Source organism: Pseudomonas sp. GM79 (assembly GCF_000282495.1).
In the GTDB taxonomy this organism is placed as follows: domain Bacteria; phylum Pseudomonadota; class Gammaproteobacteria; order Pseudomonadales; family Pseudomonadaceae; genus Aquipseudomonas.
On record NZ_AKJE01000026.1, the window covers coordinates 43,870 to 67,503 of the forward strand.

Below are 23,634 nucleotides of genomic sequence, written 5' to 3' on the forward strand. Positions count from 1 at the left end.
GCTGTCTGCCGAGCTTTCCATGCCTGACCTGCTTGACCGCTACCCGCTGACCGCGGGCACTTACCACGAACTGCTCGACGACAGCGGCGCCGTGCGCCCGCACTGGCGGCGGCTGTTCGATCAATTGCAACGCAGCACGCCAGCGCAACTGGTGCAGCGTCAGGCGCTGCTGACCCGACAGATCCAGGAAAACGGCGTGACCTATAACGTCTACGCCGACCCCAAGGGCGCTGACCGACCATGGGAGCTGGACCTGCTGCCTCATGTGATTGACGCCGATGAGTGGGAACAGTTATCGGCCGGGATCGCCCAGCGGGCGCGCTTGCTCAATGCTGTGCTGGCGGATTTGTACGGCCCTCAGCGCTTGATCGCCGAAGGCCTGCTGCCGGCTGAGCTGGTGTTCGGTCACAACAACTTTCTCTGGCCCTGTCAGGGCATTTCGCCGCCCGACGGGGCCTTCCTGCATCTGTACGCCGTGGATCTGGCGCGCACGCCCGACGGTCGCTGGTGGGTGACGGCGGACCGGACTCAGGCGCCATCCGGTGCCGGTTACGCGCTGGAAAACCGCACCATCGTGTCCCGAGCCTTTCCCGAGTTGTACCGCGATTTGAAGGTGCAGCACCTGGCCGGATTCTTCCGCACACTTCAGGAAACTCTGGCCCGTCAGGCGCCGAGCGATGACGAAGCGCCACTGGTGGTGGTGCTGACGCCGGGGCGTTTCAACGAAAGCTATTTCGAACATCTGTACCTGGCTCGCCAGCTCGGTTATCCGTTGGTGGAGGGCGGCGACCTGACCGTGCGGGATGCCACGGTCTACCTGAAAACCTTGAGCGGCCTGCGTCGGGTTCACGCGATCATGCGCCGGCTCGATGATGATTTCTGCGACCCGCTGGAGCTGCGCACCGACTCGGCCCTCGGCGTGCCGGGGCTACTCGAAGCCGTTCGCCAGGGCCGGGTGCTGGTGGCCAACGCACTCGGCAGCGGCGTGCTGGAGTCGCCGGGTTTACTGGGCTTCCTGCCGAAGATTAATCAGTATCTGTTCGGTGAAGAGCTGATCCTGCCGTCCATCGCGACCTGGTGGTGCGGTGAAGCGCCGGTGTTGGCCCAGGCCTTGGAGAAGCTGCCGGAGCTGCTGATCAAACCGGCGTTCCCGTCGCAAAGCTTCGCCCCGGTGTTTGGTCGTGACTTGAGTGAAAAACAGCGCCAGGCACTGGCCGAGCGCATGCAGGCACGGCCTTACGCCTATGTTGCGCAAGAATTGGCGCAACTGTCTCAGGCGCCGATCTGGCAGGCCGAAGACGGCCAGTTGCAACCACGGGCCATTGGCATGCGCGTGTATGCGGTGGCCAGTCGGGATGGCTATCGGGTACTGCCCGGCGGGCTGACCCGGGTTGCCGCCGAAGCCGACGCCGAAGTGGTGTCGATGCAGCGCGGCGGTGCAAGCAAGGACACTTGGGTGTTGGGCGATCGCCCGCCCAGCGGCGAACAATGGAAAGCCCAGCGCAATATTGGCGTTCACGATCTGGTGCGACGCGATCCGTATCTGCCGTCGCGGGTGGTCGAGAACCTGTTCTGGTTCGGCCGTTACTGCGAGCGCTGCGATGACAGCGCGCGACTGCTGCGCATCATGCTCGCGCGCTATGTCGATGGCGATGATCCGCAAGCCCTGGAGGCGGCGGTCGATCTCGGTGAACGCTTGAATCTGTTGCCGGAGGAGGGCGAGTTACCGGAGCGGTTGCTGGCGGCGCTGCTCGGCGATGATTGGCCGTTCAGCCTGCGCTCCAACCTGCAACGCTTGCAGTGGGCGGCGTCGCAAGTACGCGGCAAGCTCTCGCGAGAGAACTGGCAAGCGCTGGTGGAATTGCAGCGCGAGGCCATGGAACTGGAAACCGAAGAGCCGGATTTCGGCGAGCTGCTGGATTTCCTCAACCGACTGGTGATGTCGCTGGCGGCGCTGTCCGGTTTTGCCCTCGACGACATGACCCGGGACGAAGGTTGGCGTTTCCTGATGATCGGTCGGCGGATCGAGCGGCTGCAATTTCTCAGCGGCAGTCTGGCGGCGTTTCTGCGTGGCGCCGGGACTTTCGATCAGGCCGGGCTGGAATGGCTGCTGGAGCTGGGCAACAGCAGCATCACTTACCGCTCGCGGTATCTGGCGGTGGCGCAATTGATCCCGGTGCTGGACCTGTTGTTGCTCGACGAGCAGAACCCTCACGCGGTGCTGTTCCAGTTGAAACTGGTGACCCGCACGTTGAAGCGCTTGAACGACGAGTTTGGCGCGCCGCGCGAAACAGGTCTGCCGCAGTTGGTGGAGCGGTTGGCGCGCTTCGATCTGGGTTGCCTGGAAAACTCACTGTTTGGCGAGGCCAGTGTTCGCGCCGCCATAGAGGGGTTAGCCGATCTGTTGCAGGAGATCGCCGATGCCAGCGGACAAGTATCGGATCGCCTGGCCTTGCGCCATTTCGCCCATGTCGATGATGTCAGCCAACGCACGGTGTCCGTCTGATGAATGCCCGTTACCAGATTTTCCACGACACCCATTATCACTATGACAGCCCGGTGTCCCTGGCCCAGCAACTGGCGCACCTGTGGCCGCGGGCTTGTGTTTGGCAGCGCTGCACCGATCAGCAATTGCAGATCAGTCCCGATCCGACCTCGCGCCGGGATGAGCTGGACGTGTTTGGTAATCCGCTGACCCGGTTGGCATTCGAGCGGCCGCACGATGAGTTGCTGGTCAATGCCAGCCTGACGGTCGAAGTGCTGGCCCGACCATCGCTGGACTTCAATCAATCGCCAGCCTGGGAAGCGACCTGCAACGCACTGACCTACAGCAGTCAGCCGCTCTCTCCTGAACTGCTGGAAGCCTGTCGTTACCGGTTCGAATCACCTTACGTGCACTTGAAGCGCAACTTCGTCGAGTTCTCCGAAAGTTGTTTTCCTCCTGGCCGGCCATTGCTGCTGGGGGTTCAGGCGTTGATGGAGAAGATTTTCAGCGAATTCACCTTCGACGCCGAAGCGACCCAAGTGGCAACGCCGCTGGTGGAAGTGCTGGAGAGGCGGCGCGGCGTTTGCCAGGACTTTGCGCATTTGATGCTCGCTTGTGTGCGCTCCCGGGGATTGGCGGCGCGGTACATCAGCGGTTACCTGCTGACCCAGCCACCACCGGGCCAGCCACGGCTGATCGGCGCCGATGCGTCTCATGCCTGGGTGTCGGTATTTTGCCCAGTGCTGGGTTGGGTGGATTTTGACCCGACCAATAATGTGCAGCCGGCGCTGGAGCACATCACCCTGGCCTGGGGCCGGGATTTTTCCGATGTGTCGCCGTTGCGTGGGGTGATTTTGGGCGGTGGCAGCCACGATCCGGAGGTTCGGGTCACAGTAATGCCATTGGAGTAACCGACATCCAGTGTGGGAGCGGGCTTGCTCGCGTAAACGGTTGAACATTCAATATTGACGTCGACTGACCCGCCGCTTTCGCGAGCAAGCCCGCTCCCACAGGGAATGTGCAATTTTTTTGGAGAGGGATTTCAGATGGGACTGTGAGGGTCAGCAACATCGTTGCTGACCCTGGACACAGATCCGGTGGGCCTGATCAGATCATCGGGCCCTGAGGGTCTCAGGCGTCGGGCGCCTGATCTTTCGGTGCTTCAGTTTCGTCTGTAGCCACTTCGCCTTCGGTATCCGGGTTCAGTGCTGCTGCTTCTTCTTCAGCTGTAGCTTTCTTGCGCTGAAGCTTTTCCTCTTTCTTCTGCTCCTTGGCCAAGTCTCTCTGACGTTTGGCGAAGGAATAATTAGGTTTAGCCATGGGCGATCCTCTGGGGTCGAAGGTGAGGTTGAGCGGCGCATATTCTGCCCTGTATCGGCACCGAGCCGTTAGCTGGGTTTTTGCTCGGTCCATTTTGGCGGTACCGAGGGTTGCCAGGCGTCCAGTGCATCGAGCAGGGTTTGCGGCGATTCGCTCATTTGCAGCATGTCACGGTGCGCTTCGCGAACGAAGCCTTCGCCGACGATATGATCAAGAAAAGTCGTCAACTTGCTATAGAAACCGTTCACTTCCAGCAAACCCAGCGGTTTTCCGTGATAGCCGAGCTGGCCCCAGGTCCAGACTTCGAACAGCTCTTCCAGCGTGCCCAGGCCGCCGGGCAGAGCGATGAAGGCATCGCTGAGCTCGGCCATTCGCGCCTTGCGCGCGTGCATGCCGTCCACCACTTCCAGGCGGGTCAGGCCGCTGTGGCCGATTTCCTTGTCTTTGAGGCTCTGCGGGATGATCCCGATCACTTCACCGCCGGCCGCCAGCGCGGCATCGGCAACGATCCCCATCAGCCCGACGGCGCCGCCGCCATAGACCAGGGTCAGCTTGCGCTCGGCCAATGCTCGCCCCAGGGCGACAGCCGCTTCACGATAAGCCGGGTTAGTGCCAGTGCTGGCACCGCAAAATACACAAACGGACGCTAAAGACATGCCTTACTCCATGGTCATCAGGGCCACAGAGTAAAGGCAGGCTTGCCTCGTTCCAAGGGTTAAACCTCGCGTTTTGGTGTTTCACAGGTGCCACTGGCGCCGCAGGCGTAGGCGGCGAGCAAACTGCACAACAAGCTGTTGAAAGGCATGACAGACGCTCCAGATGAGAGATGACGGCCCTGATGATAGGGCCGTGCCAGACGTCTGGCTGGTAGATTGTTTCGATGAGTGTCATAGCCCGAAAGTTGTATACAATTTTTGATTCAGGTCATAGGAACTTGCGAAGATTTCAGGCAGTCTTCTGTCCATTAGCACTTTTGTTAACCCTGCCTTGGAGATTCACCATGTTTGCCAAACTTGTTGCGGTATCCCTGCTGACACTGGCCAGCAGCCAATTGATGGCCGCCGAATGCAAGGTCACTGTCGACTCCACTGACCAGATGTCCTTCGATACCAAGGACATCACCATCGACAAGAGCTGCAAGACGTTCACCGTGGAACTGAAACATTCTGGCAGCCTGCCGAAAAACGTCATGGGTCATAACTGGGTGCTGAGCAAAGAAGCCGACATGCAGCCGATCGCCACTGACGGCCTGTCGGCTGGCATCGACAAGAACTACCTGAAAGACGGCGATACCCGCGTCATCGCCCACACCAAAGTCATCGGCGCGAAGGAAACCGACTCGGTAACTTTCGACGTGTCGAAGCTCAATGCTGCTGAAAAATACGGTTTCTTCTGCTCGTTCCCAGGCCACATCTCGATGATGAAAGGCACTGTTACCCTGAAGTGATTAAATTGCGTTCATAAAAAAAGCGTCCTGCGAGGGACGCTTTTTTTGTGCCTGACGATAGACCGAGTCATCGTTTTTCGCGGGCAAGCCTCGCTCCTACAGGATTTGCGTCGTGCCCATTACCGGGGGCCGACACAAAATCTGTGGGAGCGTGGCTTGCCCGCGAAGGCGTCGGTACAGACGCCGACGTCCTCAAGGCGCGAACGGCATCACGCGCTTGTGATGGGTCTTTTTGTACGTGTCGCAGATGATCTTGAACGCTTCCTCGCGGACCGACTCACCATGCAGGAAGGCGTCGATCTCGGCGTAGGTCACGCCGTGGGATGCTTCGTCCGGTTTGCCCGGTGACAGGTCTTCAAGGTCGGCGGTCGGGATTTTTTCCACCAGCGACTCCGGCGCGCCGAAGCTGCGGGCAATCGCCCGGACCTGATTTTTCACCAGGCCGCTCAGCGGTGCGAGGTCGCAGGCGCCGTCACCGAATTTGGTGAAGAAGCCCATCACCGCTTCTGCCGCGTGATCGGTGCCGATCACCAGGCCATGAGCCGCGCCAGCGATGGTGTATTGCGCGACCATGCGCATCCGCGCCTTGGTATTGCCCAACACGAAGTCCACCGAGACCGCGTGCTTGCCTTCGAAGGCCGCCACTTCACTGGCCAGGGATTTGACTGCAGGGCCGATGTTCACCGTGTGGCGCTCATCCGGGGCAATGAAGTCCACCGAAGCCTGGGCGTCGTGTTCATCGAACTGCGTTTCGTATGGCAGGCGCACGGCGATGAACTTGTAGTTGCTGTCCCCGGTGCGTTCGCGCAGTTCACGCATGGCACGCTGGGCAAGCAGGCCGGCGGTCAGGGAATCGACGCCACCGCTGATGCCGAGCACCAGGGTCTTGAGCCCGGAATCGACCAGGCAGTCCTGGATGAAGGTGATCCGCCGGGCGACTTCAGCCTCAAGGGCGAGTTGGTCCGCGAAGGGCGGCTGGACCTTGAGCTGTTCAGCAATCTCACGCTGTACGGCTTGCATGAATTCACTCCTTGCTTGATGTACTGGAAAGGGTGGCAGGTACTTGGAAAACATGTCGCAAGTAGGCGACGAAATTCGGGTCTTTGCAGTGAGTCTTGCCAGGCTCATCAGAAATCTTGGCCACCGGCTGGCCGTTGCAGGCCGTCATTTTAAGCACGATGCTCATCGGTTCGACACCCGCAATGTCACACGTCAGGTTGGTGCCGATACCGAAGCTGACATTGATCCGACCGCGCAATGCCCGAAAAATCTCCAGAGATTTGGGTAGCGTCAGGCTGTCGGAAAACACCAGGGTTTTGCTCATCGGGTCGATGCCAAGCTTGTGGTAGTGGGCAATGGCTTTTTCCGCCCACTGTACCGGGTCACCGGAGTCGTGGCGCAAGCCGTCGAAGAGCTTGGCAAAGAACAGGTCGAAATCGTTGAGGAAGGCATCGGAGGTGATGCAGTCGGTCAAGGCGATCCCCAGCAAACCCCGGTATTCGCGGACCCAACAGTCGAGGGCGGCAATCTGGCTGTCGATCAGCCGTGGACCGAGTTGCTGGTGGGCCATGATCCATTCGTGAGCCATGGTGCCCAGCGGCTTCATGTCCAGCTCCCGGGACAGGTGCACGTTGCTGGTACCGACGAAGCGACCGGGGAAGTCATGCTTGAGCACGTTCACCACTTCTTCCTGTACACGGTACGAAAAGCGACGGCGGGTGCCGAAATCGGCTACCTGCAACTCGGACAATTCGTCCGCGCTGGCGTTGGCGCTCAGCCAGTCGAACTTGCGATAGAGCTGTTCACGGGCCTGCTCCAGAATGATTTCCCGGTAGCGATAACGGTTGCGTACTTCGCTGACCATGGCCAGTAGCGGCACTTCGAAAAGAATCACGTGCAGCCACGGCCCGCGCAGACGGATGAACAACTCGCCGTTTTCAATGCCGGTATGGATATAGCGAAGATTGAAACGGAACAGACCGAGAAAACGCAGGAAGTCCGGTTTCAGGAAGCTGATGCGCTCCAGGAAACTCAATTGATCGGCACTCAGGCTCAACTCAGCCAGGCGCTCAATCTGGAAACGGATCTCCGCCAGGTATGGGCGCAGATCCTCACTGTTACGGCAACGAAACTCCCATTCGACTTCCACGTTCGGGTAGTTGTGCAGCACCGCCTGCATCATCGTCAGTTTGTAGAAGTCGGTGTCGAGCAGGTTCTGCACGATGCGATCGGCAAACACACTCTCGCTCATAACGGGGTTCTCCAGGCTGGCCGCGGCCCGTGGCAGCGACGTTGCAGCTGTTTCAATGAATGGGGCTAGTGGCGCATATCAGCGGTGAGGATTGCCAGCGATTTTTTAGATCTCAGCAGATCCCTGTGGGAGCGGGCTTGCTCGCGAAAGCGTAATGCCAGTCAACATTGATGTTGAATGTGCCGGCCCCTTCGCGAGCAAGCCCCCTCCCACAGGTATTGGGTGCAACCCTAAATTTGCGGTATGTCTGGATTATCGATCTGCTCCAGCATCCACTTCACAAAATCCCGCACCTTGGGCACTTCCGCCGAATGCTCCGGATACGCCAGGTAATAGGCGTCGGTGCTGGGCATCGCATGCTTCCAGGGAATGACCAGTTTGCCGTCGGCCAATTCCTCTTCCACCAGAAACTTCGGCAGCAGCGCCACGCCGCAGCCGACCTGCGCGGCGCGGATGCACATGTAGAAGGTTTCGAAACGCGGGCCGTGGTAGCTGTGTTCGGTGTGGTAGCCCTGACTGTCGAACCAGTCGTGCCAGGCTTGAGGCCGGGAAGCGTTTTGCAGCAGGACCAGGTCGGTGAGTTGCGTAGGGTCGGTGAACGGCGTATTCGGCAGGCTGCCCGGTGCGCAGACCGGCACCAGTTCCTCGCCGAACAGCTTCAGGCATTCGGTGCCGGGTCGAGAGCCCTGGCCAAAGTAGAACGCCAGGTCGCTGCGACCTTGTAGCAGATCATCCGCTTCCTGTTCGCTGCACAGGTCCAGATGGATGGAGGGATGGCGCAGGCGCCAGCCTTTCAGGCGCGGCACCAGCCAGCGTGCACCGAAGGTCGGAGGTGTCGAGACGCGCAAGACTTCGGTATCACCGCCGTAGGAGCGCAGGTAATGGGTCGACATTTCGACTTGGGTGAGAATTTTTCGCACTTCCACCAAGTACAAATCGCCGGCGGGGGTCATTTGCAGGCGTCGGCGCACCCGGCGGAACAACAAGTGTTGCAACAACTCTTCGAGTTGCGCGACCTGTTTGCTCACGGCGCTCTGCGTCAGGTTCAGCTCTTCGGCGGCACGGGTGAAGCTCAAATGCCGGGTCACGGCCTCGAAGCACTGCAACGCGGTGATCGACGGCAAGTAGCGTTTATTCAGCATGGGTGGTCCTTTTTCTTGTTTCTCTGTGCTCTTTTTTTACCGGCAGATTCGCAGCATGAATAAACGGAATGATATCTCTCTTAAAGGTCGTTTGTTGGGTAACCTCCGGGGAGCTAAAACTACAGGTCTGATCAGCCGAATAAATCCGGCTGCACGTTTTCTGTTTTTTGCTTGAGGAGTGACCCATGGTTGCCGCATTGCTTGATCGTCTTGGTGTGAACCCGGCCCTGTACCAGAACGGCAAAGTGCCGGTGCATTCGCCTGTCGATGGCAGCCGTATCGCTGCCGTGAACTGGGAAGGCGCCGCTGAAGTCGAGCAGCACATCAGTCGCGCAGATCATGCGTTCGAACTGTGGCGCAAGGTTCCGGCGCCGCGCCGTGGCGAATTGGTGCGCCAATTGGGCGACATCTTGCGCGAGTACAAGGCCGACCTCGGTGAGCTGGTTTCCTGGGAAGCTGGCAAGATCACTCAGGAAGGGTTGGGTGAAGTTCAGGAAATGATCGACATCTGCGACTTCGCGGTCGGTCTGTCCCGTCAGCTGTACGGTTTGACCATCGCCTCCGAGCGTCCTGGCCACCATATGCGCGAAACCTGGCACCCGCTGGGCATCGTTGGCGTGATCAGTGCGTTCAACTTCCCGGTCGCCGTTTGGGCCTGGAATGCCACGCTGGCGCTGGTCTGCGGTAACCCGGTGATCTGGAAACCGTCGGAGAAAACCCCGCTGACCGCGTTGGCCTGCCAGGCGTTGTTCGACCGCGTCCTGAAAAATTTCAGCGACGCACCACCGCACCTGAGCCAAGTGATTATCGGCGGCCGTGATGCCGGCGAAGCGCTGGTCGATGACCCACGTGTCGCGCTGGTCAGCGCCACCGGCAGCACCCGCATGGGCCGCGAAGTGGCGCCGAAAATCGCGGCACGTTTCGCGCGTAGCATTCTGGAGCTGGGCGGCAACAACGCGATGATCCTCGGCCCAAGCGCCGATCTGGACATGGCCGTACGGGCGATTCTGTTCAGCGCCGTCGGCACCGCCGGTCAGCGTTGCACCACGTTGCGTCGCCTGATCGCCCATGAATCGGTGAAGGAGGAAATCGTCACCCGCCTCAAAGCCGCTTACTCCAAGGTGCGCATCGGCCATCCGCTGGAAGGCAATCTGGTTGGTCCGCTGATCGACAAACACAGCTTCGAAAACATGCAGGACGCGCTGGAACAGGCCTTGAGCGAAGGCGGCCGGGTGTTCGGCGGCGAGCGTCAGCTGGAAGACAAATTCCCCAACGCTTACTACGTTTCGCCAGCCATCGTTGAAATGCCGGAGCAGAGCGATGTGGTGTGCAGCGAAACCTTCGCGCCGATTCTGTACGTGATCGGTTACAACGATTTCGAAGAGGCATTGCGCCTGAACAACGCCGTGCCACAAGGCCTGTCGTCGTGCATCTTCACCACCGACGTACGTGAAGCCGAGCGGTTCATGTCGGCGGTGGGCAGCGATTGCGGGATCGCCAACGTCAACATCGGCCCGAGCGGCGCGGAGATTGGCGGTGCGTTTGGCGGCGAGAAGGAGACGGGCGGTGGTCGTGAGTCCGGTTCGGATGCATGGCGCGGCTACATGCGCCGTCAGACCAATACCGTTAACTATTCGCTGGAGTTGCCGTTGGCTCAGGGGATTACGTTCGACTGAGATGAGCTCAGATCTTTGATCCAATGAAAATCCAATGTGGGAGCGGGCTTGCTCGCGAAAGCGGTCTTTCAGTCACATAGATACTGAATACACGGACGCCTTCGCGAGCAAGCCCGCTCCCACATTGAATGGTGTGTTGGTTAGGTTTCTGTTGGAGTCTGGCAATGCCGTTACGCGAAGAGTGTCTGTGGGAAAAACTGACGCCGCAAAGGCCCGACAACGCGGCCCTCAAGGGCGAGGTGACGGTGGATGTCTGCGTCATCGGTGCCGGTTTCACCGGTTTGTCGGCGGCGGTGCATCTGCTGGAACAAGGTAAAAGTGTCTGTGTGCTGGAAGCGCATCGCGCCGGTCATGGCGGTTCGGGGCGTAACGTCGGGCTGGTCAACGCCGGGATGTGGATTGCACCGGATGAAATCGAAGCCGGTTTCGGCGAGGCGGTCGGCAGTCAGCTCAACCGCATGCTGGGTGCGGCGCCATCGCTGGTATTCAGCCTGGTCGATAAATACAACATCGATTGCCAGTTACGCCGCGAAGGCACGCTGCACATGGCGCACAACGCGCGTGGCGAAGCGGATCTGCGCAGTCGCGAAGAACAATGGAAACGTCGTGGTGCACCGGTGGAACTGTTAACCGGTCAAGCCTGCGAACAAGCCACCGGCACAAAAAAGATCGCCGCCGCCTTGCTCGATCGGCGCGCCGGCACGATTAACCCGATGGCTTACACCACGGGGCTGGCCAACGCGGCCATCAGCCTCGGCGGTCAGCTGTTCGATCATTCCCCGGTCACCCGACTCGAACGTCAGGGCCAGCGTTGGTCGGTACAAACCGCCCAGGGGTCGGTGCTGGCCGAGCAGGTGGTCATCGCCTCCAACGCCTATACCGAAGGTGACTGGACGGAGCTGCGGCGCAATTTCTTCCCCGGTTATTACTATCAAGTGGCCTCGGTGCCGCTGACTGAAGACGCCGCGCAGCAGATTCTGCCCGGCGGCCAGGGTTCCTGGGATACCCGACAAGTGCTCAGCAGCATCCGTCGCGATGCCGAAGGGCGTTTGTTACTCGGCAGTCTCGGTAATGGCAACCAGAAACCGACCTGGTTCCTGAAAGCCTGGGCCGACCGGGTTCAGCAGCATTACTTTCCGTACTTGAAGCCGGTGGAGTGGGAGTGCACCTGGACCGGTTGTATCGCCTTCACTCCCGATCATTTGATGCGCCTGTTTGAGCCTGCACCGGGTCTGGTGGCCGTCACCGGCTACAACGGGCGAGGCGTGACCACCGGTACAGTCGTCGGCAAAGCCTTTGCCGATTATTTGTGTAATGGAAATCCTCAGGCCTTGCCGATTCCTTTCGCGCCCATGCAGCCATTGGCGGGTGTGGGGCTGCGAAGCTGCCTGTATGAGGCTGGATTTTCGCTGTATCACGCGGGCCAGTGCCTGCGGATCGTCATCTGATTGTTGAAATATGTTGCTGGAAGCGGCGCTTTTCAGCGAAGCGGCTAGCCTGTAATGGTGCGGGTTGTAGCAGTCCCCGCACCAGCAGTGTGCAGTTCGGTGACGCGGGCTGTTACAGGCTGGTTGCACATCGTTTGGCGCTGCGGTTGCAATGATGGCGCGTGCGGGTTGCGCCTTTAAAAATAAATGGTTTCACCTCCCGCGGTTTAGACGGTTGCACGCCCAATGAAAATGGGCCCGAAACAGTCGAAAAAACAATAAGGCAGCGACTTTTCCCAGAATAAAAAACCGATGGCACGGCCCTTGCTCTGAGCATTCAGTGAAGTCGCAGTGCCAACTAAAAAAAACCTTGGAGCACCACCTCATGTCCCAGACGTTTTACAAGAAAGGCTTTCTGGCCCTCGCAGTGGCAACTGCGTTGGGTGTTTCTGCGTTTGCTCAGGCTGACATCAAGATCGGCGTAGCGGGTCCAATGACGGGCGCCAACGCGGCATTTGGCGAGCAGTACATGAAGGGTGCGCAGGCAGCGGCTGATGCAGTCAACGCCGCTGGCGGTGTCAACGGGGAAAAAATCGTACTGGTCAAAGGCGATGACGCCTGCGAACCGAAACAGGCTGTGACGGTCGCCAAGGACCTGACCAACCAGAAAGTCGCTGGCGTAGTCGGTCACTTCTGCTCCTCGTCGACCATCCCGGCCTCCGAGATCTACGACGAAGCGGGCATCATCGCGATCACTCCAGGTTCCACTAACCCGGCTGTCACCGAACGCGGTCTGAGCGCCATGTTCCGTATGTGCGGGCGTGACGACCAGCAAGGCATCGTCGCCGGCGACTATATCGTTGACGTGCTCAAGGGTAAGAAAGTGGTGGTCTTGCACGACAAGGACACCTACGGTCAAGGTCTGGCGGATGCTACCAAGGCCCAGCTGGAGAAACGCGGCGTGAAGCCGGTGCTGTATGAAGGCCTGACCCGTGGCGAAAAAGATTTCAGCACCATCGTCACCAAAATCCGCGGCGCTGGCGCCGACGTCGTTTACTTCGGTGGCCTGCACCCGGAAGCCGGTCCTCTGGTTCGTCAACTGCGTGAGCAAGGCCTCAAGGACGTCAAGTTCATGTCCGACGACGGCATCGTAACCGACGAGCTGGTGACCACCGCTGGCGGTCCGCAATTCGTCGACGGCGTGCTGATGACCTTTGGCGCCGACCCACGCCTGCTGCCAGACAGCAAGACCGTGGTGGACGATTTCCGCAAGAAAGGCACCGAGCCTGAAGGCTACACCCTGTACGCCTATGCTTCGGTCCAGACCCTGGCTGCAGCCTTCAACGGCGCCAAGTCCAACAAGGGCGAAGAAGCGGCTGCATGGCTGAAGAAGAACCCGGTCAAGACCGTCATGGGCGAGAAGACCTGGGACAGCAAGGGCGACCTGAAAATCTCCGACTACGTGGTTTACCAGTGGGACAAGGATGGCAAATACCACCAGCTGGAAAAACAGAAGTGATATGACTTGCTGATTGCCCGGCGCCTTGTGCGCCGGGCAATCAAAAAACATGTCCGTGCAGTACCTGTCTTTTCTCGTAGAGCTGCATATCACCGTGTTGCGTCGGCGGCTGAACCCCGGTCCGGCGCACCCGGTTTTTGTGCAGTCTCTCAAATGCGTGAGATTGCGTTATGGATGGTATTTTCCTGCAGCAACTGGTCAACGGCCTGACCCTCGGGTCGGTCTATGGCCTGATCGCCATCGGCTACACAATGGTCTATGGCATCATCGGCATGATCAACTTCGCCCACGGCGAGGTTTACATGATTTCCGCTTACCTCGCGGCAATCAGTCTGGCTCTGCTGGCATACTTCGGTATTGAATCCTTCCCCCTGCTGATGCTTGGCACACTGGTCTTCACCATCATCGTCACGGCGGTGTATGGCTGGGTCATCGAGCGCGTCGCCTACAAACCGCTGCGCAACTCCACCCGACTGGCACCGCTGATCAGCGCCATCGGTATTTCGCTAATCCTGCAAAACTATGCACAGATTTCCCAAGGCGCCCGTCAACAGGGAGTACCGACGCTACTGACCGGTGCATGGCGAGTTGAAGTCGGGACCGGCTTCGTCCAGCTGACCTACACCAAGATCTTCATTCTGGTTGCCGCGTTCGTCGGGATGGCCCTGCTGACCTACGTCATCAAGTACACCAAGCTCGGTCGTATGTGCCGCGCCACCCAGCAAGACCGCAAGATGGCCTCGATCCTGGGGATCAACACCGATCGCGTCATTTCCTACGTGTTCATCATCGGTGCGGCGATGGCGGCCCTGGCCGGCGTGCTGATCACCATGAACTACGGCACATTCGACTTCTACGCGGGCTTCATCATTGGCATCAAGGCGTTCACCGCCGCGGTACTTGGCGGGATCGGCTCTCTGCCAGGGGCAATGCTTGGCGGGATCATTCTCGGGATCTCCGAGTCGCTGTTCTCCGGATTGGTCAACTCGGACTACAAAGACGTTTTCAGCTTCTCGCTGCTCGTTCTCGTTCTGGTCTTTCGGCCCCAAGGCCTGCTCGGCCGTCCTCTTGTGTCGAAGGTGTAAGCGATGTCTTCAACCACTAAAAAAACCATTGATCTCAAAAGAAGCCTGGTTGACGCGATTCTTGCCGGCCTGGTGGCCCTGATTGTGTTCGGCCCGATTGTTGGCGTGGTCCTCGACGGCTACGGCTTCAACCTGGAAGCGACCCGGGTGGCATGGATTGTCGCCATCGTCATGGCTGGCCGCTTTGCCTTGAGCCTGTTCCTGCAAACCCCCAAGGGCCTGAGAATTCTCGAAGGCTTTGAAAGCACTGGCTCCGGGGTTCATGTACTGCCACCTGATTACAAATCCCGCTTGCGCTGGATCATTCCGGTGATGATCGTCATCGCCGTGGTGTTCCCGTTTTTCTCCAACTCCTACCTGCTGGGCGTGGTCATTCTCGGGCTGATCTACGTTCTGTTGGGCCTGGGGCTGAACATCGTGGTCGGCCTGGCCGGCCTGCTCGACCTCGGTTATGTGGCGTTCTACGCCATTGGTGCCTACGGCCTGGCGCTCGGTTATCAATACCTGGGGCTGGGTTTCTGGACGGTGCTGCCGCTGGCGGCAATCACTGCCGGGTTAGCCGGTTGCATCCTGGGTTTTCCAGTACTGCGCCTGCACGGTGACTACCTGGCGATCGTGACGCTGGGGTTCGGTGAAATCATCCGGTTGATCCTCAATAACTGGCTGTCCCTGACCGGTGGCCCGAACGGTATGGCGGCTCCGTTGCCAACGTTCTTTGGCCTTGAGTTCGGCAAAAGGGCGAAAGAGGGTGGGGTGCCGTTCCATGAGTTTTTCGGCATCGCCTATAACCCGGACGTGAAGTATTACTTCATCTACGCGGTGTTGTTCCTGGTGGTACTGGCCGTGCTGCATATCAAGCACCGCTTGACCCGGATGCCGGTCGGCCGGGCGTGGGAAGCGTTGCGTGAAGACGAAATCGCCTGCCGTTCCATGGGCCTGAACCATGTACTGGTCAAGCTCTCGGCGTTCACTATCGGCGCATCGACTGCCGGTCTGGCGGGTGTGTTCTTTGCTACTTATCAGGGGTTCGTCAACCCGACCTCGTTCACCTTCTTCGAATCGGCCCTGATCCTCGCCATCGTCGTCCTCGGCGGCATGGGCTCGACCATCGGCGTGGTAATTGCCGCGTTCGTGCTGACTGTAGCCCCGGAACTGCTGCGCGGCTTCGCTGAGTATCGCGTGCTGCTGTTCGGCATCCTGATGGTATTGATGATGATCTGGCGACCGCGCGGCCTGATTCGGATCAGCCGCACCGGTGTGACCCCGCGTAAAGGAGTAGCGCCATGAGCGAAGTCGTACTCTCGGTAGACAAACTGATGATGCACTTTGGCGGCATCAAGGCTCTGAGCGATGTCAGCCTGAAGGTCAAGCGCAACTCGATCTTCGCCCTGATCGGCCCCAACGGCGCTGGCAAGACCACCGTGTTCAACTGCTTGACCGGGTTTTACAAAGCGTCCGGCGGGCATATCGAACTCAACACCCGCGGTGTGAAAACCGACGTCATCAAAATGCTCGGGGAACCGTTCAAGGCCGTCGATTTCGTTTCACCCAAAAGCTTTATCAACCGACTCCGCTACAAGATGTTCGGCGGCACGCACCTGATCAACCGTGCCGGTCTGGCGCGGACTTTCCAGAACATTCGCCTGTTCAGGGAAATGTCGGTGCTGGAAAACCTGCTGGTGGCCCAGCATATGTGGGTCAACCGCGGCATGCTGGCCGGCATCCTCAACACCAAGGGTTACCGCAAGGCCGAAAGCGATGCGCTGGACCATGCGTTCTACTGGCTGGAAGTGGTGGATCTGGTGGACTGCGCCAACCGCCTGGCCGGTGAGCTGTCCTACGGTCAGCAACGCCGTCTGGAGATCGCCCGGGCCATGTGTACACGGCCGCAGATCATCTGCCTCGACGAACCGGCCGCCGGCCTCAACCCTCAGGAAACCGAAGCGCTGAGCGCGATGATCCGGCTGCTGCGCGACGAGCACGATCTGACCGTGGTGCTGATCGAACACGACATGGGCATGGTAATGAGTATTTCCGACCACATCGTTGTACTGGACCACGGCGTTGTCATTGCCGAGGGCGGGCCTGAAGCGATTCGACACGATCCGAAAGTGATTGCCGCCTACCTGGGCGCCGAAGAAGAGGAAGTGGTATGAGTAAACCCATCCTCGAACTCAAGGATCTGGACGTGTTCTACGGGCCGATCCAGGCCTTGAAAAAAGTCTCGTTGCACATCAATGAAGGTGAAACCGTCAGCCTGATCGGCTCCAACGGTGCCGGCAAATCGACCCTGCTGATGTCGATCTTCGGCCAGCCGCGGGCGGCTGACGGGCAAATCGTCTATCAGGGTGTGGATATCACCCACAAGTCGTCCCACTACATTGCGTCCAACGGTATTGCTCAATCGCCGGAAGGCCGGCGGGTGTTCCCTGACATGACCGTCGAGGAAAACCTGTTGATGGGTACGATTCCAATCGGTGACAAGTACGCCAAGGAAGACATGCAGCGCATGTTCGAGTTGTTTCCACGGCTCGAAGAGCGGCGTACCCAACGCGCCATGACCATGTCTGGCGGCGAGCAGCAAATGCTCGCCATCGCCCGGGCGCTCATGAGCCGGCCAAAGCTGTTGCTGCTCGATGAGCCGAGCCTGGGGCTGGCGCCGATAGTGGTGAAACAGATCTTCGCGACCCTGCGGGAACTGGCCAGCACCGGTATGACCATCTTCCTGGTGGAGCAGAACGCCAACCACGCCCTCAAGCTGTCGGACCGGGCCTACGTGATGGTCAACGGCGAGATCCGCCTCAGCGGCACCGGCAAGGAGCTGCTGGTGAACGATGAGGTGCGTAACGCCTACCTCGGCGGCCACTGAGTTCTGCGTTGCAACAACGAGCCCCGACGAGCAATCGCCGGGGCTTTTTTCTATCCATAAAACACCACAAACCCTGTGGGAGCGGGCTTGCTCGCGAAGGCGGCGTTCCAGTCACTTTGATGCTGAATGTGCCACCGCTTTCGCGAGCAAGCCCGCTCCCACAAGGAGGGTGGGTTTTTTTTGGGGAATTGTGGAAAACAATATTCACGACCTCTCAAAGCGCGACATAAAGCCGCTGCAAATTGCTGTTTTATCAAGGTTTTGACTTGTCCCCGTTTGCTGTGGAGCTGGCTGTGAATAACGTGGGAGTAGCTGCCTGCAAGCCTTTTAATACGTGGCTTGCAGCGATGTGGTTGTTTTTTGATCAGGAGTTTTTGCTGGACCTCGAGCCGTCTTTGTCAACCTTTTTGTTAGGGGCAACCCAGGTATGAATCGAGGTGGACAAGCCTGTGGATAAGTCTGTGGTTAAACTCTGGAAAGAGTCGGCTGAGGGCCGTAGTTACTGGCTTGGAGCCATCGTCGGTTTGACCGCCCGGTCGTGCAAATTGCCCGGGGGTACACAGCAGGCACCTGAGGGTCAAGCAAAAAACTTTCTAATCTGCCCGCAAAGCCTTATAGGCAGCGGCTTGCAGCTTTTGCACTTGCCCCCGGAAACTGTGGACCGGCCTGTGGATAAGGTGCGCGTACATGGCTGCAAGCCACAGCCCATATGGCGTTGCCGGTGTTGATTGTTTTTTGTACGGTTTTTGCGATGGTTGCCGCTGTGGACAAGGCCGGGCATGCTGGCAACTGATTTTCTATTCCAAGGGCTGTCGATCAGCCGAAGCAAGGAGAACACGATGTCCAACACCCTGTTTATTACCGGCGCGACTTCCGGTTTTGGTGAAGCCTGCGCCCGTCGTTTTGCTGAAGCCGGCTGGAAACTGGTGCTGACAGGTCGTCGTGAAGAGCGCCTCAATGCCCTGTGCGCCGAGTTGTCGAAGCAGACCGAGGTTCATGGCCTGGTGCTCGACGTACGGGATCGCAAGGCCATGGAGGAGGCAATTGCCAACCTGCCGCCGTCCTTCGCCAAGCTGCGCGGGCTGATCAACAACGCCGGCCTGGCCTTGGGCGTGGACCCGGCTCCCAAGTGCGATCTCGATGATTGGGACACCATGGTCGACACCAACATCAAAGGCCTGATGTACAGCACTCGCCTGTTGTTGCCGCGTTTGATCGCTCACGGTCGTGGCGCCAGCATCGTCAACCTCGGTTCCATCGCCGGCAACTATCCGTACCCGGGCAGCCATGTGTATGGCGCAAGCAAGGCGTTCGTCAAACAGTTCTCCCTGAACCTGCGTTGCGACCTGCAAGGGACTGGCGTGCGGGTCAGCAACATCGAGCCGGGCCTGTGCGAGAGCGAGTTCTCGCTGGTGCGTTTCGCCGGTGACCAGGAGCGTTACAACGCCACTTACGCTGGCGCCGAGCCGATCCAGCCGCAAGACATCGCCGAGACCATCTTCTGGGTGCTCAACGCACCGGCCCACATCAACATCAACAGCCTTGAGCTGATGCCGGTGAGCCAGACCTGGAGCGGGTTTGCGATTGAGCGCAATACGAAGGCTTAAGACCGCGTAACGGCCATCGCGGGCAAGCCACGCTCCCACAGGGTTTGTGTTGAATCGCTATTTCGCGAACGACACAAACCCTGTGGGAGCGGGCTTGCCCGCGATAGCTATCTATCCTTCAGCGAAGATACTCGGCCAACCCGCGATAGCAGGTTGCCAAGTGATAAGGCGTGGTCGAAGGCATGTCCTTGCGGCTCACTTCGCCCTGCTCATCGCGACACTCATACCAGCCGCCCGCATGTAAAAAGCGCTGTTGCAGCGCCTGCAATTGGCGCTGCACAGAGGCGTCGCTGCCCGGGCGCAAGGTCAGGGCACGCAGGTATTCGGCCTGGGCCCAGATGCGTTGGGTCGCATCACGAGGATGGTCATCCAGTTCCAGCATCGCGCTCACAGCCCCGGTCTGCTGATCCACGCCCGCTTGTTCGGTGAACGTAAAGGCACGGTCCAGCGACGCATGCAGTCTGGAGCCGCGCAGCAAGGGTGAGGACTCCAGCAGGAAATACCATTCGAACTGATGGCCCGGCTCGAACCAGTTATCCACAGCCCCAAGCGGCTTTTCCATCAACACCGCATGTTGCGGATCGATGAAGCGCTTCTGCATGGCTGTGCATAACTCGACAAGCGCACTCTGCACAGCTACGTCCTCGCGCACCGAAAGGATGGCGAGGAAGGCTTCGGCCAAATGCATCAATGGATTCTGCAGCGGCCCGGAGTTGAGCGACGACCAATCACGGTCCAGGCTGGCTTCGTACAGGCCGTCGCCTGTGGCGAAGCGCTGCGCCAACACTTCCAGCGTGGCGTTGAGCACCGACTCCACCAATGGTTCGCGAACCTTGCCCCAGTAATGGGCGCAGGCGAACAGGATGAAGGCGTGGGTGTAGAGGTCTTTGCGCTGATCCAGCGGCTCACCTTGCGGGTCGATGCTGTAGAACCAGCCGCCATGCTCGGCATCGTGGAAATGCTGCTGCAAGGAGCGGAACAGCGCCGCCGCCCGTTCTTCGGCCTGAGGCACTTGGCCGATCAGGCTGGAAAACAGGTACAGCTGCCGCGCGCAAGCCATGGCCCGATAGCGCTGCGGTGGCAGCGGCTGATGCTCGGCGTCCAGCGCTTCATAAGGCAATGCCATGTCGGCATTCCAGCCGGGACCTTGCCAGAGCGGCACGATCACGTCCTGGAAGTGCTGTTGCACCGAGGCGAACAGGGCGGTCAATTCAGGCTGGGAAGCGGAGCGGGAAACAGAGGGCATTGGCTGGCGTCGTCACGGCAGGGGCGATTGCGCGACATGGTAGCAGAGAGGCAGGCCCTAGAGACGCGGTGTCTGTCAGGCCGTCTTCGCGAGCAAGCCCGCTCCCACACTCGATCTGGGTACGCAGGACGAGTGTGGGAGCGGGCTTGCTCGCGAAGAGGCCGGAACAGACGATAAAAAGGTCAGCCTGCCAGCAACCACACCCCAGTCGCCGCCGAAGCCGCCCCCGCCAACCGAACCAGTGGTGCGGCAGCCTGAGGCAAGACGCGAACCACCGCATAACCCGCTGCATGCAAAGCCGCCGTCGCCACCACAAACCCTGCGGCATACGCCCAAGGACTGGACATCTCCGGCAGCTCCAGGCCATGCGCCACGCCATGAAACAGCGCGAACAACGCAGTCGTACCCACCGCCACGCTCAACGGCGGACGCACCGCCAAAGCCACTGCCAGACCCAACGCCAATACCGATGCCGCAATCCCGCCCTCCAGCGCCGGCAGGTTCAACCCTTCAAAGCCCAGCAGCCCGCCGATCAGCATAGTGCCCACGAACGTGCAGGGCAGCGCCCAGCGCGCGGCACCTTTCTGCTGCGCAGCCCACAACCCCACGGCAACCATTGCCAGCAAGTGATCGAGGCCGCCGATCGGGTGGCTGATGCCGGCCATCAAGCCATTATCGCCGTGGCCCGGATGTGCAAAGGCGATGGCCGGGGTCAGCAGCAGGGCCATGGCGCCCAGAATGCGTTTCAGTGTCATGGATAAGCTTCCTTGTTGATAAATGTGATCAGGCCGCAGTCAGCAAGCCCTGGCGTTCGATGAAGGCGATGATTGCTTCCAGACCCTGGCCGGTTTTCTGGTTGCTGAAGACGAACGGTTTGCCGTTGCGCATGCGTTGGGTGTCGCTGTCCATCAGCTCTAGCGAGGCGCCTACCAGCGGCGCGAGGTCGATCTTGTTGATCACCAGCAAATCGGATTTGCAGATCCCCGGCCCGCCCTTGCGCGGCAGCTTGTCGCCGGCCGAGACGTCGATCACGTAAATGGTCAGGTCGGACAGTTCCGGGCTGAAGGTTGCCGAGAGGTTGTCGCCACCGGACTCCACCAGGATCAGGTCCAGCCCCGGGAAGCGCCGGTTCAACTGATCCACGGCTTCGAGGTTGATCGAGGCGTCTTCGCGGATCGCGGTGTGCGGGCAGCCGCCGGTTTCCACGCCGATGATCCGCTCGGGCGCCAGGGCTTCGTTGCGCACCAGGAAGTCGGCGTCTTCGCGGGTGTAGATGTCGTTGGTCACGACGGCCAGGTTGTAGCGGTCGCGCAGGGCCAGGCACAGGGCCAGGGTCAGGGCTGTTTTGCCGGAGCCGACCGGGCCGCCGATGCCGACGCGCAGAGGTTGTGTGTTCATGTGGTTCTCCAAAATAAAAGGCCCAAATAACAGGCCCTAGGAACGGAACAGACGGCTGTACTGGCGCTCATGGGCCATGCACGCCAGGGACAGGCCGAAAGCGGCGCTGCCAGAGTGTTCGGGGTTGATTCGGGTGGCGTCTTGCTGCGCCTGTTGCAACAGCGGCAGCAGTTCGCTGGTCAGGCGCTGGGCGGCTTGCTGGCCCAGAGGCAGGGTTTTCATCAGCACCGCCAATTGGTTTTCCAGCCAGCTCCAGAGCCAGGCGGCCAGCGCATCTTGCGGGCTGATCTGCCAGGCGCGGGCCGCCAGCGCCCAGCCAAGGGCCAGGTGTGGTTCAGGGCATTGGTCGAGAAAGGTCCGGGCCGGCGCATCCAGTTCCGGTAAACCGTTGAGCAGTTGCTTCAACGAATAGCCCATCTGCCGGCTTTCCTGATGCAGCTCACGGGTTTCCCGGCTGGCGCGATGTTCTTCGCAGCGTTGCAGCAGTTCGGCCCAGTTTTCTTCGGCCGCAGCGGTGCAATGGGCGAGCAGTAGCGGCGCTTCGAAACGCGCCAGGTTCAGCAGCAACTGATCGCTGATCCAGCGCCGCGCGCTGTCGGGATCGTCCACTCGGCCGTTATCCACAGCCATCTCCAAACCCTGGGAATAGCTGTAGCCGCCAATCGGCAGCTGCGGGCTGGCCAGACGCAGCAGCGCCCAGGCCGGGTTCATAAGCGCACGCCGAACTGGTGCAGTTTCGGCGGGTAGTTGAAATCCTCGTCACCGTGCCGCGAATGGTGATGGCCGCCGCCGTAGGCACCGTGTTCCGGCTGGAACGGCGCTTCGATGTTCTCGGCGTTGGCGCCCAGTTGCTCGAGCATGGCCTTGAGCACGTAATCGTCGAGCAGGCGCAACCAGCCATCGCCGACCTGCAGGGCCACATGGCGGTTGCCCAGGTGATAGGCGGCGCGGGTCAGTTCGAAAGCGTTGGCGCAGGTGACGTGCAGCAGTTGTTCGGGGCGAGCACAGACGCGCACTACGCGCCCGTCTTCGGCTTGTAGGCATTCGCCGTCATACAGCGGCGGCTGGCCGCGCTCCAAAAACAACCCGACGTCTTCACCCTCGGCACTGAAACAGCGCAAGCGGCTTTTGCTCCGGGCTTCGAAGGTCAGGTGCAACTCGGCGGCCCAGACGGGTTGAGGGTCGATTCTGCGATGAATCACCAGCATCGGAAGGCTTCCAGCAATGGACAATGCTCAGGGACAGAGCAAGGGGCTTGCCAATCGGGTGAGACGTGGGAAATGCCTGTCGGAGCGGAGTGGGAAGGGCGGGAAGCCGGATTAACTTGGTGCGAATTATTGTTGAGCGCACCAAATTGCAGCGAAGTAGAGGGTCCATGTGGGAGCGGGCTTGCTCGCGAAGGCAGTCTTCCAGTCACATAGATGCTGGATGTACCGACGCCTTCGCGAGCAAGCCCGCTCCCACAGGGATTACTCGGTGCTGCCCAAGCCCTGCCAATGCTTGAGACCAATAAAAATAAACCGCAGCTGCTGAGTGATTTTCGCTTGAGGCGTCAGATGATCCGGCAACGCCTGCGCCGGCGGATCGATAATGTCCGGCAAGGTGGCGAACACGCTTTTGACGATCAGATCAGCCATGACACTCAGGCCTGCGATGTCCAGATGCTGCAGTTTGGGCATCAGCGACAAGTCCGCCGCCAGGTCCGAGCTGATGTCTTCGCGCAAGCGGCCAATGGCCTGGCGCACCGGCAGTGAGCCGCCGTACTGCTCGCGGGCAAGAAACAGGAACTGCGAGCGATTGGCGGTGACCACGTCGAGAAAGATCCGCACCGAGGCGTCGATGATGCCGCCCATGACGAACTCGTTATGGCGCACCAGGCGGATGGTTTCACGAAAGGTCTGACCGACTTCGCTCACCAGCACCAGGCCCAGTTCATCCATGTCGGCGAAGTGCCGGTAGAAACCGGTGGGTACGATCCCGGCGGTTCTGGTCACTTCGCGCAGGCTCAGGCTGCCGAATCCTCGGCCGCTTTCCATCAAGTGGCGGGCAGCGTCCATCAGGGCGTTGCGGGTCTGTTGTTTCTGTTCGGCGCGGGGCAGCATCGCAAGGGTGTTTTCTGGACAAGACAGCGGCGCACTCTAGCAAATCGGCTTCGCTGGCGT

General features: G+C 59.9%; 22 protein-coding genes. 11 read left to right on the top strand and 11 right to left on the bottom strand.

All coding sequences use genetic code 11. The features are described from left to right. Positions 1-19 precede the first annotated feature (19 nt). Positions 20-2,506, top strand: a complete 2,487-nt coding sequence (locus PMI36_RS23230; RefSeq protein ID WP_008068893.1) for a circularly permuted type 2 ATP-grasp protein — start codon at positions 20-22, stop codon at positions 2,504-2,506. After that, the gene (locus tag PMI36_RS23225; protein ID WP_007902704.1) at positions 2,506-3,396 is read left to right on the top strand and encodes a transglutaminase family protein; all 891 of its coding nucleotides are present in this window, start codon (positions 2,506-2,508) and stop codon (positions 3,394-3,396) included. Before PMI36_RS23230 ends, PMI36_RS23225 begins: the two co-directional genes overlap by 1 nt. 220 nt (positions 3,397-3,616) lie before the next feature. On the opposite strand, the gene PMI36_RS23220 is transcribed toward PMI36_RS23225, so the two are convergent. Further along, positions 3,617-3,805 (bottom strand): hypothetical protein, encoded by a 189-nt coding sequence (locus PMI36_RS23220; RefSeq protein ID WP_007902706.1) that lies wholly within the window; start codon positions 3,803-3,805, stop codon positions 3,617-3,619. Positions 3,806-3,873: 68 nt separating this feature from the next. Further along, on the bottom strand, positions 3,874-4,461 hold the full coding sequence (locus tag PMI36_RS23215) for a TIGR00730 family Rossman fold protein (protein WP_008068895.1): 588 nt from the start codon (positions 4,459-4,461) through the stop codon (positions 3,874-3,876). 344 nt (positions 4,462-4,805) lie between these two features. On the opposite strand from PMI36_RS23215, the gene azu reads away from it, so the two are divergent. Next, on the top strand, positions 4,806-5,252 hold the full coding sequence (gene azu / locus PMI36_RS23210; protein ID WP_008068899.1) for an azurin: 447 nt from the start codon (positions 4,806-4,808) through the stop codon (positions 5,250-5,252). Between the two features lie 192 nt (positions 5,253-5,444). On the opposite strand, the gene nadE is transcribed toward azu, so the two are convergent. The 3 genes from nadE to PMI36_RS23195 form a co-directional block, all read right to left on the bottom strand. Next, positions 5,445-6,272: an ammonia-dependent NAD(+) synthetase gene (nadE, locus tag PMI36_RS23205; RefSeq protein ID WP_008068906.1), complete on the bottom strand. Its 828-nt coding sequence runs from the start codon at positions 6,270-6,272 to the stop codon at positions 5,445-5,447. A 4-nt stretch (positions 6,273-6,276) separates the two neighbouring features. Then, positions 6,277-7,503 (bottom strand): nicotinate phosphoribosyltransferase, encoded by a 1,227-nt coding sequence (gene pncB, locus PMI36_RS23200; RefSeq protein ID WP_008068907.1) that lies wholly within the window; start codon positions 7,501-7,503, stop codon positions 6,277-6,279. Positions 7,504-7,733: 230 nt separating this feature from the next. After that, positions 7,734-8,645 carry a LysR family transcriptional regulator gene (locus tag PMI36_RS23195; RefSeq protein WP_008068908.1) on the bottom strand — a complete coding sequence of 304 codons (912 nt, stop codon included), beginning with the start codon at positions 8,643-8,645 and terminating at the stop codon, positions 7,734-7,736. Between the two features lie 185 nt (positions 8,646-8,830). On the opposite strand from PMI36_RS23195, the gene amaB reads away from it, so the two are divergent. The 8 genes from amaB to PMI36_RS23155 all read left to right on the top strand — a co-directional run bounded on the left by amaB (position 8,831) and on the right by PMI36_RS23155 (position 18,828). Further along, positions 8,831-10,321 (top strand): L-piperidine-6-carboxylate dehydrogenase, encoded by a 1,491-nt coding sequence (amaB, locus tag PMI36_RS23190; RefSeq protein ID WP_008068909.1) that lies wholly within the window; start codon positions 8,831-8,833, stop codon positions 10,319-10,321. 164 nt (positions 10,322-10,485) lie between these two features. Further along, on the top strand, positions 10,486-11,769 hold the full coding sequence (gene amaA, locus PMI36_RS23185; RefSeq protein ID WP_008068910.1) for an L-pipecolate oxidase: 1,284 nt from the start codon (positions 10,486-10,488) through the stop codon (positions 11,767-11,769). 364 nt (positions 11,770-12,133) lie between these two features. Beyond that, on the top strand, positions 12,134-13,267 hold the full coding sequence (locus tag PMI36_RS23180) for an ABC transporter substrate-binding protein (protein WP_008068912.1): 1,134 nt from the start codon (positions 12,134-12,136) through the stop codon (positions 13,265-13,267). A 170-nt stretch (positions 13,268-13,437) separates the two neighbouring features. After that, the gene (locus PMI36_RS23175; protein WP_008068915.1) at positions 13,438-14,352 is read left to right on the top strand and encodes an ABC transporter permease subunit; all 915 of its coding nucleotides are present in this window, start codon (positions 13,438-13,440) and stop codon (positions 14,350-14,352) included. A gap of 3 nt (positions 14,353-14,355) precedes the next feature. Then, the gene (gene livM / locus PMI36_RS23170; protein WP_008009773.1) at positions 14,356-15,639 is read left to right on the top strand and encodes a high-affinity branched-chain amino acid ABC transporter permease LivM; all 1,284 of its coding nucleotides are present in this window, start codon (positions 14,356-14,358) and stop codon (positions 15,637-15,639) included. Beyond that, positions 15,636-16,508 (top strand): ABC transporter ATP-binding protein, encoded by an 873-nt coding sequence (locus tag PMI36_RS23165; protein WP_008009771.1) that lies wholly within the window; start codon positions 15,636-15,638, stop codon positions 16,506-16,508. Before livM ends, PMI36_RS23165 begins: the two co-directional genes overlap by 4 nt. Next, positions 16,505-17,221, top strand: coding sequence for an ABC transporter ATP-binding protein (locus PMI36_RS23160; RefSeq protein ID WP_007902726.1), 717 nt, complete (start codon positions 16,505-16,507; stop codon positions 17,219-17,221). The genes PMI36_RS23165 and PMI36_RS23160 overlap by 4 nt, the downstream gene beginning before the upstream one ends. An 839-nt stretch (positions 17,222-18,060) precedes the next feature. Further along, positions 18,061-18,828: an SDR family oxidoreductase gene (locus tag PMI36_RS23155; RefSeq protein ID WP_008068917.1), complete on the top strand. Its 768-nt coding sequence runs from the start codon at positions 18,061-18,063 to the stop codon at positions 18,826-18,828. Positions 18,829-18,946: 118 nt separating this feature from the next. Here the strand turns inward: PMI36_RS23155 and PMI36_RS23150 are convergent, their stop codons facing one another. The 6 genes from PMI36_RS23150 to PMI36_RS23125 form a co-directional block, all read right to left on the bottom strand. Then, a complete protein-coding gene (locus PMI36_RS23150; RefSeq protein ID WP_008068919.1) occupies positions 18,947-20,074 on the bottom strand; it encodes an AGE family epimerase/isomerase in 1,128 nt (375 codons plus the stop codon). A gap of 182 nt (positions 20,075-20,256) precedes the next feature. Continuing rightward, complete coding sequence (locus tag PMI36_RS23145) at positions 20,257-20,829, bottom strand: HupE/UreJ family protein (RefSeq protein ID WP_008068921.1); 573 nt, start codon at positions 20,827-20,829, stop codon at positions 20,257-20,259. Between the two features lie 28 nt (positions 20,830-20,857). Then, positions 20,858-21,472, bottom strand: coding sequence for an urease accessory protein UreG (ureG, locus tag PMI36_RS23140; RefSeq protein WP_007902730.1), 615 nt, complete (start codon positions 21,470-21,472; stop codon positions 20,858-20,860). 36 nt (positions 21,473-21,508) lie between these two features. Next, a complete protein-coding gene (locus PMI36_RS23135; RefSeq protein ID WP_008068923.1) occupies positions 21,509-22,183 on the bottom strand; it encodes an urease accessory protein UreF in 675 nt (224 codons plus the stop codon). Beyond that, positions 22,180-22,680, bottom strand: coding sequence for an urease accessory protein UreE (ureE, locus tag PMI36_RS23130; protein WP_007902732.1), 501 nt, complete (start codon positions 22,678-22,680; stop codon positions 22,180-22,182). The genes PMI36_RS23135 and ureE overlap by 4 nt, the downstream gene beginning before the upstream one ends. Before the next feature lie 261 nt (positions 22,681-22,941). Beyond that, on the bottom strand, positions 22,942-23,574 hold the full coding sequence (locus PMI36_RS23125) for a TetR family transcriptional regulator (protein ID WP_007902733.1): 633 nt from the start codon (positions 23,572-23,574) through the stop codon (positions 22,942-22,944). Between the last annotated feature and the right edge of the window lie 60 nt (positions 23,575-23,634).

Coding starts and splice junctions, on each gene's coding strand:
- PMI36_RS23125 (WP_007902733.1), bottom strand. CDS start 23,574: ATGCTGCCCCGCGCCGAACAGAAACAACAGACCCGCAACGCCCTGATG.
- PMI36_RS23225 (WP_007902704.1), top strand. CDS start 2,506: ATGAATGCCCGTTACCAGATTTTCCACGACACCCATTATCACTATGAC.
- ureE (WP_007902732.1), bottom strand. CDS start 22,680: ATGCTGGTGATTCATCGCAGAATCGACCCTCAACCCGTCTGGGCCGCC.
- ureG (WP_007902730.1), bottom strand. CDS start 21,472: ATGAACACACAACCTCTGCGCGTCGGCATCGGCGGCCCGGTCGGCTCC.
- PMI36_RS23215 (WP_008068895.1), bottom strand. CDS start 4,461: ATGTCTTTAGCGTCCGTTTGTGTATTTTGCGGTGCCAGCACTGGCACT.
- PMI36_RS23135 (WP_008068923.1), bottom strand. CDS start 22,183: ATGAACCCGGCCTGGGCGCTGCTGCGTCTGGCCAGCCCGCAGCTGCCG.
- PMI36_RS23145 (WP_008068921.1), bottom strand. CDS start 20,829: ATGACACTGAAACGCATTCTGGGCGCCATGGCCCTGCTGCTGACCCCG.
- PMI36_RS23230 (WP_008068893.1), top strand. CDS start 20: ATGCCTGACCTGCTTGACCGCTACCCGCTGACCGCGGGCACTTACCAC.
- PMI36_RS23155 (WP_008068917.1), top strand. CDS start 18,061: ATGTCCAACACCCTGTTTATTACCGGCGCGACTTCCGGTTTTGGTGAA.
- amaA (WP_008068910.1), top strand. CDS start 10,486: ATGCCGTTACGCGAAGAGTGTCTGTGGGAAAAACTGACGCCGCAAAGG.
- PMI36_RS23150 (WP_008068919.1), bottom strand. CDS start 20,074: ATGCCCTCTGTTTCCCGCTCCGCTTCCCAGCCTGAATTGACCGCCCTG.
- PMI36_RS23180 (WP_008068912.1), top strand. CDS start 12,134: ATGTCCCAGACGTTTTACAAGAAAGGCTTTCTGGCCCTCGCAGTGGCA.
- amaB (WP_008068909.1), top strand. CDS start 8,831: ATGGTTGCCGCATTGCTTGATCGTCTTGGTGTGAACCCGGCCCTGTAC.
- PMI36_RS23165 (WP_008009771.1), top strand. CDS start 15,636: ATGAGCGAAGTCGTACTCTCGGTAGACAAACTGATGATGCACTTTGGC.
- azu (WP_008068899.1), top strand. CDS start 4,806: ATGTTTGCCAAACTTGTTGCGGTATCCCTGCTGACACTGGCCAGCAGC.
- nadE (WP_008068906.1), bottom strand. CDS start 6,272: ATGCAAGCCGTACAGCGTGAGATTGCTGAACAGCTCAAGGTCCAGCCG.
- PMI36_RS23195 (WP_008068908.1), bottom strand. CDS start 8,645: ATGCTGAATAAACGCTACTTGCCGTCGATCACCGCGTTGCAGTGCTTC.
- PMI36_RS23160 (WP_007902726.1), top strand. CDS start 16,505: ATGAGTAAACCCATCCTCGAACTCAAGGATCTGGACGTGTTCTACGGG.
- livM (WP_008009773.1), top strand. CDS start 14,356: ATGTCTTCAACCACTAAAAAAACCATTGATCTCAAAAGAAGCCTGGTT.
- pncB (WP_008068907.1), bottom strand. CDS start 7,503: ATGAGCGAGAGTGTGTTTGCCGATCGCATCGTGCAGAACCTGCTCGAC.
- PMI36_RS23175 (WP_008068915.1), top strand. CDS start 13,438: ATGGATGGTATTTTCCTGCAGCAACTGGTCAACGGCCTGACCCTCGGG.
- PMI36_RS23220 (WP_007902706.1), bottom strand. CDS start 3,805: ATGGCTAAACCTAATTATTCCTTCGCCAAACGTCAGAGAGACTTGGCC.